12 protein-coding genes are annotated in these 15,377 nt (G+C 69.4%); 8 read left to right on the forward strand and 4 right to left on the reverse strand.

Going from position 1 to position 15,377, the window contains the following annotated elements; all coding sequences use genetic code 11:
* Positions 1-223: 223 nt before the first annotated feature.
* Together ACZ7G3_RS08540 and ACZ7G3_RS08545 are read right to left on the reverse strand one after the other, a co-directional pair.
* Positions 224-1,672 carry a class I adenylate-forming enzyme family protein gene (locus tag ACZ7G3_RS08540; RefSeq protein WP_470924223.1) on the reverse strand — a complete coding sequence of 483 codons (1,449 nt, stop codon included), beginning with the start codon at positions 1,670-1,672 and terminating at the stop codon, positions 224-226.
* Positions 1,665-3,209 carry an NAD(P)-binding domain-containing protein gene (locus ACZ7G3_RS08545; RefSeq protein ID WP_470924225.1) on the reverse strand — a complete coding sequence of 515 codons (1,545 nt, stop codon included), beginning with the start codon at positions 3,207-3,209 and terminating at the stop codon, positions 1,665-1,667. The genes ACZ7G3_RS08540 and ACZ7G3_RS08545 overlap by 8 nt, the downstream gene beginning before the upstream one ends.
* A 439-nt stretch (positions 3,210-3,648) precedes the next feature.
* Between ACZ7G3_RS08545 and ACZ7G3_RS08550 the strand changes: the two genes are divergently transcribed.
* Genes ACZ7G3_RS08550 through ACZ7G3_RS08565 form a run of 4 tightly spaced genes read left to right on the forward strand, consistent with a single transcriptional unit; the run spans position 3,649 to position 9,977 of the window.
* Positions 3,649-4,071 carry a hypothetical protein gene (locus ACZ7G3_RS08550; RefSeq protein ID WP_470924539.1) on the forward strand — a complete coding sequence of 141 codons (423 nt, stop codon included), beginning with the start codon at positions 3,649-3,651 and terminating at the stop codon, positions 4,069-4,071.
* Positions 4,061-4,726, forward strand: a complete 666-nt coding sequence (locus ACZ7G3_RS08555; RefSeq protein WP_470924227.1) for a hypothetical protein — start codon at positions 4,061-4,063, stop codon at positions 4,724-4,726. The genes ACZ7G3_RS08550 and ACZ7G3_RS08555 overlap by 11 nt, the downstream gene beginning before the upstream one ends.
* A gap of 2 nt (positions 4,727-4,728) precedes the next feature.
* Entirely contained in the window at positions 4,729-9,510 is a 4,782-nt protein-coding gene (locus ACZ7G3_RS08560) for a putative T7SS-secreted protein (RefSeq protein ID WP_470924229.1), read from the forward strand.
* A gap of 29 nt (positions 9,511-9,539) precedes the next feature.
* Positions 9,540-9,977: a hypothetical protein gene (locus ACZ7G3_RS08565; RefSeq protein ID WP_470924231.1), complete on the forward strand. Its 438-nt coding sequence runs from the start codon at positions 9,540-9,542 to the stop codon at positions 9,975-9,977.
* Positions 9,978-10,218: 241 nt separating this feature from the next.
* Here ACZ7G3_RS08565 and ACZ7G3_RS08570 read toward each other — a convergent pair whose 3' ends face one another.
* The gene (locus tag ACZ7G3_RS08570; protein WP_470924233.1) at positions 10,219-10,659 is read right to left on the reverse strand and encodes a recombinase family protein; all 441 of its coding nucleotides are present in this window, start codon (positions 10,657-10,659) and stop codon (positions 10,219-10,221) included.
* Between ACZ7G3_RS08570 and ACZ7G3_RS08575 the strand changes: the two genes are divergently transcribed.
* The 4 genes from ACZ7G3_RS08575 to ACZ7G3_RS08590 all read left to right on the forward strand — a co-directional run bounded on the left by ACZ7G3_RS08575 (position 10,543) and on the right by ACZ7G3_RS08590 (position 14,342).
* Entirely contained in the window at positions 10,543-10,998 is a 456-nt protein-coding gene (locus ACZ7G3_RS08575; protein ID WP_470924541.1) for a DUF6221 family protein, read from the forward strand. The genes ACZ7G3_RS08570 and ACZ7G3_RS08575 overlap by 117 nt on opposite strands.
* A gap of 179 nt (positions 10,999-11,177) precedes the next feature.
* Positions 11,178-12,746 carry a restriction endonuclease gene (locus ACZ7G3_RS08580; protein WP_470924235.1) on the forward strand — a complete coding sequence of 523 codons (1,569 nt, stop codon included), beginning with the start codon at positions 11,178-11,180 and terminating at the stop codon, positions 12,744-12,746.
* Positions 12,747-12,900: 154 nt separating this feature from the next.
* Positions 12,901-13,758, forward strand: a complete 858-nt coding sequence (locus tag ACZ7G3_RS08585; protein ID WP_470924236.1) for an IS701 family transposase — start codon at positions 12,901-12,903, stop codon at positions 13,756-13,758.
* A 98-nt stretch (positions 13,759-13,856) separates the two neighbouring features.
* Positions 13,857-14,342 (forward strand): hypothetical protein, encoded by a 486-nt coding sequence (locus ACZ7G3_RS08590; protein WP_470924237.1) that lies wholly within the window; start codon positions 13,857-13,859, stop codon positions 14,340-14,342.
* On the opposite strand, the gene ACZ7G3_RS08595 is transcribed toward ACZ7G3_RS08590, so the two are convergent.
* Positions 14,290-15,085 (reverse strand): IS5 family transposase gene (locus ACZ7G3_RS08595; protein ID WP_470924239.1). Its coding sequence is split into 2 segments (ribosomal slippage): positions 14,290-14,712 and positions 14,714-15,085, totalling 795 coding nucleotides; the frame shifts between segments, so codons are not numbered across the junction. The genes ACZ7G3_RS08590 and ACZ7G3_RS08595 overlap by 53 nt on opposite strands.
* Positions 15,086-15,377 lie beyond the last annotated feature (292 nt).

The raw sequence follows: 15,377 nt of genomic DNA on the forward strand, positions 1-15,377 counted from the left end.
GCCGCCCCGTCCCTCCCGCCTCCCCGGGCACGGCCCGGTCAGCCCTTCCCGAACGGGCCGTGGGGGGGGGGGGGGGGGGGGGGGAAGGGGGGGGGGGGGGAGGGGGGGGGGGGGGGGAGGGAGCCAACCCCCCCCCCCCTCCCCCCCCCCCCCCCCCCCCCCCCCCCCCCCCCCCCCCTCCCCCCGCGCCCCCCCCCCCCCCCCCGGGACGGGGCCCGGCACGCTAGCCTCCGGCCGCGAGACGCCGCTTGTCGGGTTTCCCGGCGGCCGTGAACGGTACCTCGCCGATGAGGGTGAGCCGGGTCGGAGCGCAGGCCTCACCCAGCTCCGCTGCCACGAGCGTGCGCAGTTCGCCGAGGTCCGGGGTACGACCGGCCGAGGGGACGACGAAGGCGTGGACGGCCTCGCCCGTACTGTCGTCGGGCACGGCGACGACGTACGCCTCCGCCACCGCGGGATGCCCGGCGAGCAGCCGCTCGACGGGCCCGGCGTAGTACACGTTGGCGTTGACGATGATCACGTCCCGGACCCGTCCCGTGAGCCACAGCCGGCCCGATGCGTCGAGACGGCCGAGGTCGCGGGTGCGCACCCACCCGTCGCGGAACACCTCTGCCGTGAGGGCGGGTTCGCGCCAGTAGCCGGAGCTCTGCGACGGGGTGCGGACGAAGAGTTCGCCGTCGGTCCCCTGCCGGACCGGGCGGCCGGAGGTGTCGCGGATCTCCAGCTCGACGGGCGGCACCCCGAGGGAGCCTGCCGGCTCCTGTGGGGTGGCCATGGAGATCATGCCGGTCTCGGTCTGTCCGTAGCCGTGGAAGACGACCGGGCCGAGCACCTCGACCGCCTCCCGCAGCCGTCCCGGCTCCAGCGGTGACCCCGACACCATCAGCGCGCGCAGACCGCCGAGGTCCACCGGCGACTCGCGCTGATCCGCCACGAGTCTCGCCAGCCGGGCGACCGTGATGACGCTCGCGGTGGCCCGGTGCCGCACCAGGGCGTCGGGGAGGTCCGGTGGGTCGGCGGTGACCAGGGTGCCGCCGGCGGCAAGTGCCAGTAGCCCGTACTCCATCATCACCTGGCTGGCCAGGGTGCCGAACACCAGGAACCGGTCCAGGTGCCCGGCGAGTCGGCGGACGGCGGGCGGCCAGGCGTCCGGCCGGTGCGCCCAGCCCGCGGTCATCGCCGCGTAGGTCTGGGCGCACGCCTTGGGGACGCCGGTGCTGCCGCTGGTGTGCAGGAGCCGGGCGACGTCCTCGGGCCGTGCCAGAACCCGTGGCCGGACACCGTCGTCCTCCGCCGACAGCAGGCGGTCGAGCGCGAGGACGGTCCCGGTCCCGCGGACGCCGGGACCGTCGGGCCGGTCGGTGACCCGTACCGCGGCATCCCTCAGGAGATGCTCCTGCTGACGTCCGGTCAGGCCGGGTCGCACCCCGACGACGCGGGCCCCGACGACGTGGGCGGCGATGATCGCGGCGAACGGCCCGGGGCCGACCCCGAGCAGCATGGCGACGCCGTCGCCGGGCCCGACACCGCGGCGCCGCATGCCGTTCACCGCGCGTCGCACCATGCCGAGGAGCCGGGCTCCCGAGACCTCCCGGCCGGCGTGCTCGAACACCGTACGGTCGCCCGCCGCGTCGAGCAGGTCGAGTACGGCACCGGGGAACTGCTCAGCCAAGGCTCTCCCTCACAAACCTGGTGAGCGGCTGCCGGTGGACCGCCGGGAGGTTCCAGTCGTTCTCCAGGTTCTCCGCCAGGTGGTGGGTCCCGGCGAGTACGCCGTCCCGGTAGTGGCGGACAACGGGATGGAGGTACGTGGAATCCATGGCGTGGTCGACGTCGTTCTCGACCACGCGCGGGACACCGATGTCGAACGGGTCGGCCTGGTCGTGTTCGGGTCCGTACTCCAGGTCGACGACGAACCGGTGCGGTGCGGGCCCGAGACCGCCGTCGGTGACGTAGTCGAGCGGGACCTCCTCCTGGTACACGGCGCGGTCGCCGTCCACGCCGACCACGTCACCGAGGAACCCGAACTGCTGCCACAGGCCCGACGAGCGGTTGACGCGGCCGATGACGGCGTCGGCGATCGCCTCCGGCGTGGCGGTGAGCGTCCGGGCGGGCCAGGGGGTACCGAGATGGCGAGCGCCCAGGATGCGGTGCAGGGCACGCGTCGCGTAGCGGAAACCGTGGATGAAGCCGTTGGTGGACTTCTTGAAGTCCCGCTGCTGCATCAGGGTTCCGGCGAAGTACAGGTCCGGTACGTTGACCGACTCGAAGGACGAGGTCTGCTCGGGGAACCGGTCGTTGATGACGAGCGCGGGGCGGCAGGTTTCGTCGAAGACGGACGCGTCGAAGCGGAAGCCGGTGCATACGATGATCCGGTCGTAGTGCAGTTCGCGCAACGGTTCCGTGGTCCGCGCATAGCGGAGCATCACCCGGAAGCCGCCGCTCCCGGACTTCTCGATGCTCTCCACGGTGCCGTCGAGCACCGCGTTCTGCGACTTGAGCTGGTAGGTGTCCAGGAAGTTGTTGTTCACCGCGCGCAGATGCCCGAGGTAGTGGGTCTTCCAGGCGAGTCTGACCGAGTGCGGGCCGGCGACGTGGATCACCGCGGCCTTCTCCACGAGACCGTCGGCGGTTTCGAACGCGGAGTTGCCCTTGCCGATGACCAGCACCCGCTGGTCGGTGAAGGACGCCGGGTCGGGGTCGAAGGTGTCGTACCGCTCGGCGAGTTCGAGGCCCGGGACGGGCGGCTCGTAGAGTCGGGAGATACCGGTCGCCATGACGAGCCGCTTGGCCTGCCAGGTGCGTCCGTCGTCGTCGGCGACGGTGAAGACGCCGTCCGTGCGGGAGACCTGGACGGCCTCTGTCCCGTACTCGACGCGCACTCCGGTGCCTGCCGCGAAGTCGGCCAGATAGCGCACCAGGTCGTCCGCCGGTGGGAAGTAGCGCTCGCTGTACCGGGTGAAGAGCAGCTCCGGGTCGTCGCTGAGCAGTGAGTTCCAGTCCATGCGCAGGTTGAGTTCCGGGTCCGTGAAACCCGTGTGCACCTTGTTGGTCGATATCAGCTGCCGATGGCGGGGGTACCGGGTGAAGAACGTCCCCGGTCCGCTCCCCCGCTCCAGGACGACGTAGTCGCGCCCGTCGCGTTCCAGCAGAGCGGCAAGTTGGAGTCCGGCCGGTCCGGCCCCGATGATGAGATAGTCGCGCACCATGGCCCGGACGGTAGTGACGGAAAATCAGAAGGCTCTGAGATTCGGCAGCCCGCACCACGCTGCCGAACTCGGTCGGGAGCCCGGTCGCTCTCACGGATCCGCCCGCTGCCAGGGCCAAGAGGCGGCTCGTCCTCTCGCACACACGAGGGCACGGCCGGCTCCGGCCGCGCCGTCGGCTTCTTCGCCTGCGAGACGGCTCGCACGGCCGTCCCGGGGCCAGGTCCGGCCCTCCCGCTCGGTACGGCCGGGCATCGCCTCCAGTGCCTCGGCTGCGCCGGAGTCACCCGAGGAAGGACAATCGCACCCGGCAGTCGGGGGTGTCCCTGTTCGTGTCCGCCAACCTCCGTCAAGACAACTTCGATCATAGACGCGAACCATCTCTTCCGAACATACGTCCTGTTCTAGGGTGCCGATAGTGATCCAGGAGGCGGGAGGGGACGTGGAGCGGGCAAGGACGGCGCTCGCCGAGCGGATCGCCGAGCAGCGGGCGGGAGTTGGTGATCCGCGGGCACTGGTCGGTGAGATGCGCAGGACGGTCCTGCTGGTCCCGTCCGTCGACGGGCGCTTGTGGAGCGCGCGTTCGGGTGGTGTGCGGTGGGTGTGCGCGTTCACGGACGAGGTGGCGCTGGCGCGTTTCGCGCTGCTGCACGGTCCGGGGGAGCGGCCGGTGGAGTACGCCGGGCTGCTGGGCGCGCGCATCGTGGACGAGATCGTGCCGGGTCTGGGTGAGCCCGCCGGTCTGGCGGTGGACATCGCCACCGAGGACGGGTCGATGTTCTTCCCGCCGGTCACCGGGATCGCTCCGGACGGGGTCGCCGTGGATGCCGGGGCGGTCGGGGAGGATCGTGGTCATGGGCGGTGACGGGGTGGACCTGAGTTTCGACAGGGCGTCGGTCGCGAAGTTCACCAATGGGGTGGGCGCCACCATCGACGGGCTGGGTGAGCTGGGCGGGGCGACCGGTTCGGTGATGGGCAAGGGCTTCTCCCAGCTGTCGATGACCGGGATGGAGGCCGGGCACCACGGTCTGTCGGTCGACTTCGAGGACTTCTGCGAGCGGTGGGAGTGGGGCGTGCGGGCGCTGGTGCACGACGCCAGTCAGATCGCGGACCGTCTCGGTCTGGCGGCCGGCACGCAGTGGGAGCACGACCAGTATGTCGAGGGGGCGCTGAAGGTGGGGGTCAACTCCCTGGCGGGCGGCAATCCGCACGCCACGGAGGAGGAGATCACCCGGCAGGGCTGGGGCGAGGTCTTCAAGCCCGACTACCTGGATCCGGACTGGAGCGCCGAGTCGTGGGAGCAGGCCGGCCAGGACATCGAGCAGACCTGGAAGGACACCGGGCGCACCGTTCTCACCGAGGGGCAGGTCGGTAATCTGACGTCGAGGATCGACGACGCGGTCGGCGTCACACCGGAACTGCGCGAGCAGGCGCTGGACGAGACGTTCGGCCCCTCGCCCGAGGAGCGTGCCCGGCAGGCGCAGCAGCAGGGCGGGCCGGGCAGCGGCGGGGGTGACTGAGCGTGGGCATCGGTGACTTCATCAAGGACATCACGCCGGACTCGGTGGAGGACGCGGTCGAGGACGGTGTCGAGTGGGTCGGTGACCGGGTCGAGGGCGCGGGGAACTGGACCGCGGACCGGCTGGAGGACGTCGGCTGGGAGTCCGGCGCGGACTGGGTGCGCGAGCAGTCGCGCTCGGTGGCGAACCGGATGGGCGCCGAGGTCGACGAGATGGACCTCGGGCAGACCGAGGACAAGACCAAGCTGGTCTACGGCAGTGCGGAGAAGATCCGTTCCACCGCCGAGAAACTCCGCGCCTTCCAGAAGGCGTTCGACGACGCCGGCGAGGGCCTGAAGGGCCTGGACTCCTCGCAGCTCAAGGGCAAGGCGGCCGAGGCGCTGCGCAAGGCGGTGAGCACGCAGCCGCCCAAGTGGTTCACGGGCGCCGACGCCTGTGAGAAGGCGGCCGGCGCGCTGGAGTCGTTCGCCTCCACCGTGACCTGGGCGCAGGGGCAGGCGCAGACGGCGATCGAGAAGTGGAAGGACGGGGTCAAGGCGTCCGAGGACGCCGCCGACGCCCACCGCAAGAAGGTGGACACCTACAACAAGGCCGTCGACCGCTACAACGCCCAGCCCGCCGATCGGCGCGACCCGTCCACGCTGCCGCCCTGTCCGGCGCCGACGTTCGACGATCCGGGCAAGAAGCTGATGCAGGAGGCGCAGGAGATCCTCGCCGACGCCCGTAAGCAGCGGAACACGGCCGCGGAGACCGCCCGCAGCGCCGTCCGCGCGGCGCGGGACCTGGCCCCCGAGAAGCCGTCGTACGCGCAGCAGGCGGGGCAGGGTCTGCAGGAGCTGCAGATCATGGGTGACCACGTCGGCGGCGGGATCATCAAGGGCACCGCGGGACTGGTGAACTTCGGGCGGGGGATCAACCCGCTGGACCCGTACAACATCACCCATCCCGCCGAGTACGCGACGAACCTCAACAGCCTGGCCTCCGGCCTGGTGCTGGCCGCCAACGACCCGGTGGGCACCGGCAGGCAGATGGTCAGCGACTTCATGAAGGACCCCTACGAGGGCTTCGGACGACTCGTCCCCGACCTCGCGCTGACCGCGGCCACCGGCGGGAGCGGCGCCGCGGTCAAGGGCGTGCGCATCGCCGCGGACGCCGCCGACGCCGCGCGGGCCCGCAACCTGGTCGACAACGCCCCGGACGGCACCCACGACCGCCCCGACGGCACCCGCACCACCGACGGCACCGACCCCGTCGACCTCGCCTCGGGCCGCATGTTCCTGCCGCAGACCGACATCGAACTGCCCGGCATCCTGCCGCTGGTGTTCACCCGGCGCACCGAGTCCGGCCTCACGACCGGCCGCTTCCTCGGGCCGTCCTGGACCTGCACCGTCGACGAGCGCCTGGAGATCGACCCGGTCGGCGTCGTCCACGTCGGCGCCGACGGCCTGCTGATCACCTATCCGCACCCGGTCCCCGGCGCCCCCACCCGCCCCGACTCCGGCACCGCCCGCACCCTGCTGGCCCGCCACGGTGACGGCGACTACACGCTCACCGACCCCGACACCGGTCTGGTCCGCCACTTCACCGCCCCGCACGATGCCGAACCCGGCGGCGACGGAACCGCCTGGTTGACCTCTCTCACCGACCGCAACGGTCACACGATCACCGCCGACCGCACCGAGGACGGGCTGCCGCTGGCCCTGGTCCACTCGGGCGGCTATCACGTGAAGCTGACCGTCGCCGACAGGAAGATCACCGCTCTCCTCCTGGCCGACGCGGGCGAGGCAGGCGCGGACCTGCCGCTGATGTCCTACGGCTACGACCAGAACGGCGACCTCACCACCGTCACCAAGCCCTCCGGCGCCACCACCACCTTCCTCTACGACGACCGCCACCGCGTCACCGCCTGGATCGACTCCAACAACAGCCGCTACGACTACACCTACGACCACCACGACCGCGTCGTCGCCGAGGGTGGCGAGGCCGGCCACGTCCAGATCACCCTCACCTACACCGACCCCGACCCCGAGACCGGCCACCGCACCACCACCCTCACCACCGCCGACGGGCGGAGCACCCGGCACCTCATCAACCACCGCTGCCGTGTGATCGCCACCACCGACCCGGTCGGCAACACCAGCCGGTACAGCTACGACGCCCACGGCAACCTCGTGAGCCGTACCGACCCACTGGGGCGAGCGACCGCCTTCACCTACGACGAGGACGGCCGTCTCGTCTCGACGGTCCGCGCCGACGGCAGCGGACACACCATGAGGCCGGGGCGTTTCGGGAGGCACACGGAACTGGTCGGACCCGACGGGGCGCGATGGTTCCAGGAGTTCGACGAACGCGGTAACCGCACCTCCGTCACCGACCCCGGTGGTGGCACGAGTCGCTTCACCTACGACACCCGAGGTCGCCTGACGTCGGTCACCGACGCACTCGGCGCCGTCACCACGGTGCGGTGCGACGATGCGGGGCTGCCGGTACAGGTCACCGACCCGGCAGGGGGCAAAGTCCTCCTGGAGCGCGACGCACTGGGCAGCCTGGTCCGTGTCACCGACCCGGGCGGCGGGGTGACCTGCCTCGAGTGGGACGCTGACAGGCATCTCGTCCGACGAGTCGCACCGGACGGCACCGTCGAGTCCTGGACCTACGACGGGGAGGGCAACCAGCTCACGCACACCGACCCGCTCGGCGGTGTTTCCCGCTGCGAGTACAGCCACTTCGATCTGCTGACCGCCCGAACCGCTCCCGACGGCGCTCGGTACACATTCGCGTACGACGCCGACCTCCGACTCGTCGAGGTCACCGATCCGCAGGGCACACGGTGGACGTACGAGTACGACGCGGCAGGCCACGTGGCCGCGGAGACCGACTTCGACGGCAGGACGCTCCGCTACCGGTTCGACCCCGCCGGGCTGCTGCTCTCCCGCACGGACGCGCTCGGGCAGACCATCACCTTCGAACGTGACCAGCTGGGACGGGTGTTGCGGAAGGACGCCGCGGGGAAGGTCACCACCTACGAGTACGACCCGGCCGGACGCCTTCTGCGTGCGACGGGGCCGGACAGTGAACTGCTCTGCGTGTACGACCGTCGTGGCCGGCTCAAGGCCGAGATCGTCGACGGCCGCACCATGAGCTACGCCTACGACGCCGTGGGACGCAGGACCCGCCGCATCACGCCCACCGGGCATGTCACCACCTACGGATACGACACGGGCGGCCGCCCCGGACGACTGACCACCGGCCGGAACTCGGTCATCTTCACCCACGACGTCGCGGGCCGTGAAACGGCCCGGGTCTTCGGTGACACCGAGGGCGCTCTCGCCATCACCTCCGCCTGGGACGCAGCCGGTCGTCTTGCCGCCGAACACGTGAGCGCCGGCGGCCGGACACTCAACCGGCGTGCCTACACGTACCGCCCGGACGGCTATCTCAGCGCGATCGACGACCAGTTGGCCGGAAACCGTTCCTTCGACCTGGATGCCGTCGGCCAGGTCGTCGGCGTCCGGGCGCAGAACTGGTCCGAGCGGTACGTGTACGACGCGCGCGGCAACCAGGTGGAGGCCATCTGGCCCGTCTCCCATCCGGGGAGCGAGGCGATCGGACAGCGGGCCTACGACGGCTCGGCGATCCTCCGTGCCGGAGCCGTCCGCTTCGAGCACGACGTGCTCGGCCGCATCACCCTCCGCCAGAAGCGGCGTTCGTCCCGGCGCCCGGACACCTGGCGCTACACCTGGGACGCGGAGAACCGCCTCACCTCGGTCGTCACTCCGGACGGAACCCACTGGCGCTACCGGTACGACGCGCTGGGCCGTCGCATCGCCAAGCAGCGGCTGGCCGACGACGGCGAGACGGTGGCCGAGGAGATCCGGTTCTCGTGGGACGGGATGACGCTCTGCGAAGAGGCCGTCCTCCAGGCTGCACTCCGAACCACGGTCGTCCTCACCTGGGACCACCGCTCCGGTGTTCCCCTGTCCCAGACCGAGCGCGTCCTCGGGGCGGGCACCCGCCAGGAAGAGATCGACCGTCGGTTCTTCGCCATCGCCACCGATCTGGTCGGCACGCCCACCGAGCTGATCGACGAGGACGGCGCCGTCGCGTGGCGCAAGCGGGCCACCCTGTGGGGCACCACTGCCTGGGCGAGAGACAGCAAGGCCTACACTCCGCTGCGCTTTCCCGGCCAGTACTACGACCCCGAGACCGGCCTCCACTACAACCTGTTCCGTCACTACGATCCCGAGACAGCCCGCTACATCACGCCCGACCCCCTCGGTCTCGCTCCCGCGCCCAACCCCGTCACCTACGTACGCAACCCCCACACCTGGTCCGATCCGCTCGGGCTCAGTCCTTATCCGCGCGGCGAGCGAGGCAACCCGTTCGACCACCGTGCCGACGCGGAGCGGGCCGCCTACGAACTCGCCGGCGTGCGGTACGGCGAGGAACCGATCGCCGAATGGACCGTGACCGGGGATCGGCACCTCAAGCACGCCCCCGGGTACATCTATTCGTCCGACCCGGCCCACTGGGGTCACTTCCGCCAGTTCGAGACGGACAACGGCTCGCGCGTGGTGGTCGAGCACACCCACGATCCGGCGGGCCCGCACTTCCATGCCGGCAAACCGAAGAACGACGACACTCGAAGCCTGGTCAACTTCGGCTGGGACAACACACAGATCCAACGGCCGGACGGCACCGTCGGCTATCCAGAGTCCATGGAGAGGTATGCCAAGATAAACAAGCCAGGCGGTGATCATCACCTTTTCTATTCGGGCGGCTGACCCCGGCGAACCGACGGAAGGTAAGCAGTATGAACGACCGGCTGACGCCACACTGGCTGAAGATCTTTGAGAACTGCGGTCTCGAGATCGTGGAGGACCAGACGCACGATGGACCTTCCGTCAATGCCGCGCTCTACGCGGTGAACGGGGTCGAGGTCCGGCCGTCGGCCGAGGTCTCCGACTCGGACCCTCAGGCCCTGGAGAAGCTGAGCAGGGAGTGGCACCGGCGGGCCGAGCCTGCGCGCTTGTTCATGGAGAGCGGCGATTTCCTGGTCCTGCCCCCTGGATCCGGCGGGAGCAAGGTCGGCTGGGTGCGGGTGAGGGACCGGGTCGGCGAGAACCTTCCCTCGCGTGTCGCCGCCGCGACGGGCACCCCCGAGTTCATCGCCGTCTCGGTGGACGGACGTCATCTGTGTGCCTCCACGGTGGAGGACGACGACTACTGGGTGGTCGTGCACGAGTTCTGAGGCCCGGAACCTCGCCGCCGACCTGGGGCACTCGCATGAGGTCCCTACGCTTCCTGCTGCGTAACCGCGACGGCAGGTACGGCCAGTCGTTCGATGCTGTCTTCGAGGCCGAGGGGCCCGCGACCCTCAAGAGCGCGCCGCGGGCCCCTCGGGTGAACGCCCACTGCGAGCGGGTGATCAGCACCATACGGCGCGAGGCCCCCGCCCCGCTCGGTCTCGGGCCCGCGACCAACCCTGCGACCTATGTCGACAACCCGCACACATGGTGTGAACCTGTGGGGCTCATAAGGTCGTCGAGATTCCAGGCTCCGTCGTGCCCGTACGTGACGAGCGTCTTCTTCTCGTCCCGCATCTTGTAGCCGGTGTTCAGGCAGTCGACGACATTGCGGCCGAGCCGGTCCACCGCTGCCGCGACCAAGCCGTCGTACGGGCCCCTCTCGTCACGGAGCCACGGGCCCAGGCTGGGGCGAGTCACGGGGTCCGTGGCGCCGGAGACCTCCCAGTCGTCCGCCAAGCCGATGATGTGCGCCCCGACGCAGGCGGCGGCAGTGAGCACGTTCTCGCGCTGGCGCTCAGGCGAAGACGTCGCCGGCTTCGCGGGCGACAGCCGCCGCACTCCGAGCAGGCACTTGCCGCATCCGCCGTAAGGACGTTCGACCGAATTGAGGTCCGTACCGCGCATTTCTTCTCTCCGTTCGAGCGCGCATGGTACGCAGAGTCGGCGGCACAAGCCGTAAAGCCCGACCCAGCCGAGGAAACCACAAGGCTGAAGGCCCAGGTTCTCGCCGACGTAGCCGCAAAACGAGGCATCCTGCGTTTTGTGGAGCGTATACAGCAGGACGCGGAACACGCCGACTTCATGGTTCACGGTCCCGCCATGATCGTGCTCTCCGCGACTACGTTCCCACTCCTCCACCTTGCTGCGGCATACGCCGCCCACCCCGACTTCCGACCTGGGTGGGAACCGAACGAGGAGCAAGTCGAGCCGGATCCCAGGTTCAGCCGCTCCGGCTGGGCATAGGTCACGGGACCCAAAGGGAGATACGAGACCGTCACTGCTTCACTCGTTGGCGGGCCTTCACTGTCCTGGCGCCCAACTACCGTTCGCCCACGGCAAGTGCCCGCTGACGCCGCCCGGCCAGTGAGAGATACTACGGAAAGTTCTGACCTGACGATCATGCACTGAGCTGGGGGAAGAAAGTGGCGGGCGCGAACGATCCATACGCACGGGATCTTGCACGGCAGGCCAAGGAACAGGAGAGGGCGAGGAAAGCCGCCGAGGCCGAGGCCAAGCGAAAGGCTCGTGAAGCAAAACTCGCGTACGAGGCTGCCCGCTCTCAGGAAGCAGTCGATCGCACCAGCGTGGCCGAGCACGATGCCGATCAGCTGTCGAAGCTGCTCCGCACGGCGGTACTCGATCAGCAGCCGCTCACGTTCGATCGACTGAAGCAAGAGTTCGTGGCCCAACCATTCATTCCGCCGAAGGGACGTACCAAGGCCGCACCCCTACCGCGCTGGGAGGAGTTCGAACCGTCAGCGCCTCGGGGCATTCTCGGCGCCTTGGGGTTCGGCCGGCGCGGTTACGACGCGGAGGTCGAAGCTGCCCGCAAGCGGCTCGACAGAGCCCTGCGCGACCATGCGCGTGATGAGAAGAAGCGCGTCGAGAAGCTGGAGCAGGCTCGCGTTCAACACGAGAAACGCAACCGGGAGGAGGCGGCCCGGGTTGAGGCGTGGAACACTGAACTTGAGCAGCGCCGTACCGCCTACAGGGACAGGGATGTGGACGCTGTCGAGTGGTTCGTGGACCAAGTGCTGGCTGCGTCCGTATACCCACACGGTTTCCCAAAGGCACATCAGGTGTCGTATCAGGCCGACACCGGCGACCTGCTGGTCGAGATCGACCTGCCGCTGGAGGATGTGGTACCAGCATCTCGCGCATACCGATACGTCAAGACACGCGACGAGATCACGCCGGTGCCACGGCCCGAGAAGGAGCGCAAGGAACTGTACTCATCAGTCCTCGCGCAAACGGCTTTGCGCACCGTCTACGAGATCCTCGCATCCGACACCGAAGGCGTTATCCAGTCCGTCGCTCTGAACGGACATGTGGCGACCATCGACCGGGCCACCGGACGCGACGTTCATCCCTGCTTGATCACTCTCCAGGCAGATCAGAAGGAATTCAGTCAACTGGTGCTCACCCAGGTGGAGCCGCAGGCCTGCCTGAAACGGTTGCGGTCGATCATCTCACCGAACCCCTACGAACTTGAGCCGGTACGCCCGCTGGTCACGTTTGACCTGTCCAAATTCCGGCTCATGGACAGTCTGGACGTCGTGGCGGGCCTGGACAGCCGGCCCGTGCTCATGGATCTGACACCCACGGAGTTCGAGCACCTCATCCGGCAGTTGTTCGAAGCCATCGGCTTGGACAGCGTAAACACTCAACCATCGAGCGACGAGGGTGTAGACGCGGTCGCGATGAACACGGACCCCGTCATGAAGGGGCTGTGCATCATCCAGGCGAAGCGCACTAAGAACGTGGTGCCGTTCGAGACCGTCTCAGCGCTCGCCGGCGTGCTAGAGCACAAGCGCGCGGCCAAGGGCATCCTCGTGACGACCTCATGGTTCGGCCGGGCCAGCGAAGCGTTCGCCAACGAGCACGGGCGACTGGAACTCCTAGACGGGGCGAATCTGGTGCACCTGTTCAAGGAGCACATGAATCTGGACGTCATTCCTGGCCCGGTGCCGCCGAAGCGGCGTCCACGGTAGGAGGACGCGGCGGTAAGGACGACTTGGACCTCACCACCAGTGAGGAGGCTACTTACCGGTAGTTCGTTAAATCCGGTGATGGTGTGGGTTGACTGCAGGTCGGATTGGCCGTAGGCCGGTGAGAAGAAGTCAACTGCTGTGCTGCGGGCTGAAGATGACCGCTCGCCGCCCGTGTCCGCCCGCGCCGGGGCCGTTGGAGGAGTACGCGGCCCGGTTCGACGACCTCTTCTTCAGCCTGGCCCAGCGCCGGGGCTTTCGTGAGTACCTGACCGGGCTGCTGGCACCGCGGGAGCGGAACAAGACGATCACCTGTCTGGCAGGGGCGGAGCCGGTGGCGGGTGCGGGGATGCCGGGGGTGCAGCGGCTGCAGTTCTTCCTGTCCGAGTCGCCGTGGGAGGCCGAGCTGATCAACGACCGGCGGCTTGAGCTGCTGCTCGAGCAGCCGGCGACGGCTCCGCACGATGGCGGGGTCATCGTGATCGACGATTCCGGGGACCGCAAGGACGGCACGGCGACCGCGCACGTGGGCCGGCAGTGGCTGGGCCGTTTAGGCAAGACCGACAACGGCATTGTCACGGTGACCACGGTGTGGACCGACGGCCGCGTGTACTACCCGCTGCACGCGACTCCTTACACCCCAGCCCACCACTTCGCCCGCGGCCGGTCCGATCCGGCCTTCCGTACGAAACCGCAGCTGGCCGCTGCCCTCGCGGCCCGCGGGAAGGAGGCGGGCTTCGGCTGCCGGGCGGTGGTCGCTGACTGCGCCTACTCCGTCAGCGACGACTGGTACCTCGCACTGCGTGAGGCCGGCCTGGCTTACGTGGTCGCCCTCAAACCGCACCGCGGCACCTGGGCTCCGGCCGACCAGCCGCACACCCCCATCGAAGCCGCCCACGCCCTGACCTGGCGCGATGCCAAACGTCCAGGCGATTGGACACCCGTTAGAAGCCGTGTCTCAACCGAACGTGATCCCTTGATTCCTGCTGGTCAGGCATGGTTTCGCTCGGGTTGAGGGAGGCATCGCGACGTCTTGTGTCCGCTTCATGGTCGAGGGGTGCGCGGTGGCGTCGGTGCTGGGAATGCTGGAGGGAGCGAGAGACGGCTGCCCGCGTGCGGGTGGAGGGCCTGCGGGAGGAAGTCGCGCGGTTGGCTGAGGTGTTGGAGACCGCGGAGATCGAGCTGGACCGGCGGGTGATCGCGCGGGAGGAACTGATCGAGGCCCTGGCAGTCTCTGCGGCCGAGTCCACTGCCGTGACCACGGCCGAGGCGGCGGAGGAAGCGGCGCCGTCGCTCGCCCCGGTGCCCGGCTCGACGGTGCCGCCCTGGCGGGAAGGGCTGCCGGTGACGGCTTTGGCGCCGGACTATCAGCGGATTGTGGGCGTGCTGGAACAGCAGCGATCCATGGGTCACGGGCCGCTTCGAGCCAAGGAGATCGCGGTGGAGCTGGGCCTGGGGGCGACACCGGCGAAGGTCGAGGGGCTGCGGTCGAAAGCCCGGCGCCTGGCGGAGCGCGGGTGGCTCCTCCTGGAGGCGTCGGGGGCATTCAGTGCCGGCCGGCGGCTGGTGGCCGTGCCAGACGCCGGCTCATCCGCGTGACCATCGACCACCGGATCATCGCCTCGCTGGTGGCGGGCAGGGCCTCGTAGTCCCGGGCCAGACGGCGGGAGTTCATCAACCATGCGAACGTGCGCTCTGCCACCCACCGCCTCGGCAGCACCACGAACCCTGTCATGTCGTCGGTGCGCTTGACGATCTCCAACGTCAGGGCGAGTTTGTCCCGGCACCAGCCGACGAGGGAGCCGGTGTAGCCGCCGTCGGCCCAGACGAGGGTGATATCGCGGCGCAAGCCGCGCAGCCGGGCCAGCAGGCCCGCGGCGGCGTCCCGGTCGCCGATGTTCGCGGCAGTGACCGCGACGGTCAGGAGCAGGCCGAGGCAGTCGGTCACGATGTGCCGCTTGCGGCCCCGGCACCTTCTTCCCGCCGTCGTAGCCGCGGGAGGCGGCCGGCACCGTCGCGGCGGCCCGCACCGACTGCGCGTCGATGATCCCCGCCGTGGGCTCGGCCTCACGACCTTCGCGTTCACGGACCCTCCCACGCAGCCGGTCGTGGAACTCGGTGATCAGCCCGTGCTCACGCCAGCGGCGAAAGAAAGCGTAGACCCGGCCCCAGTCGGGAAAGTCCGCGGGCAGCGCCCGCCACGAGATTCCGCCCGCGACCAGGTAGCGGATCGCGTCCAGCAGCTGGCGGTGGCAGTAGCCCTCAGGCCGTCCGCCCCGCCCTTGGAACCAGGCCGGCACCGGCAGCAAAGGCCGGATGACCGCCCACTCCGCGTCCGTCATGTCCGACGGATACCGGCGCACCCGATCGGGATGGCCGGCCGCGTTGCCGTACACGTGCGCGAGGCAATCACACGATGGTGCTGCCGAGTTGAACTGGACGAGCTCGGACACGTACAACAAGGACACCAGGGCCTCCCGGCACTGCTCGGTCAGATTCGCATCCCCGAGCTACCGAGAGGCCCTGTCTCCATGCGCGTACAACGGGAAGTTCACCCAGGCGGGAAGTCCGTTCGAACCGCACGTTCCGTGATCGGTTGAGATACGGCTTCTCAGCCAGGGCAGCGCACACAGG

It is taken from the genome of Streptomyces sp. NPDC037271, from assembly GCF_055603605.1.

Coding starts and splice junctions, on each gene's coding strand:
- ACZ7G3_RS08545 (WP_470924225.1), bottom strand. CDS start 3,209: ATGGTGCGCGACTATCTCATCATCGGGGCCGGACCGGCCGGACTCCAA.
- ACZ7G3_RS08555 (WP_470924227.1), top strand. CDS start 4,061: ATGGGCGGTGACGGGGTGGACCTGAGTTTCGACAGGGCGTCGGTCGCG.
- ACZ7G3_RS08565 (WP_470924231.1), top strand. CDS start 9,540: ATGAACGACCGGCTGACGCCACACTGGCTGAAGATCTTTGAGAACTGC.
- ACZ7G3_RS08570 (WP_470924233.1), bottom strand. CDS start 10,659: ATGCGCGGTACGGACCTCAATTCGGTCGAACGTCCTTACGGCGGATGC.
- ACZ7G3_RS08585 (WP_470924236.1), top strand. CDS start 12,901: ATGACCGCTCGCCGCCCGTGTCCGCCCGCGCCGGGGCCGTTGGAGGAG.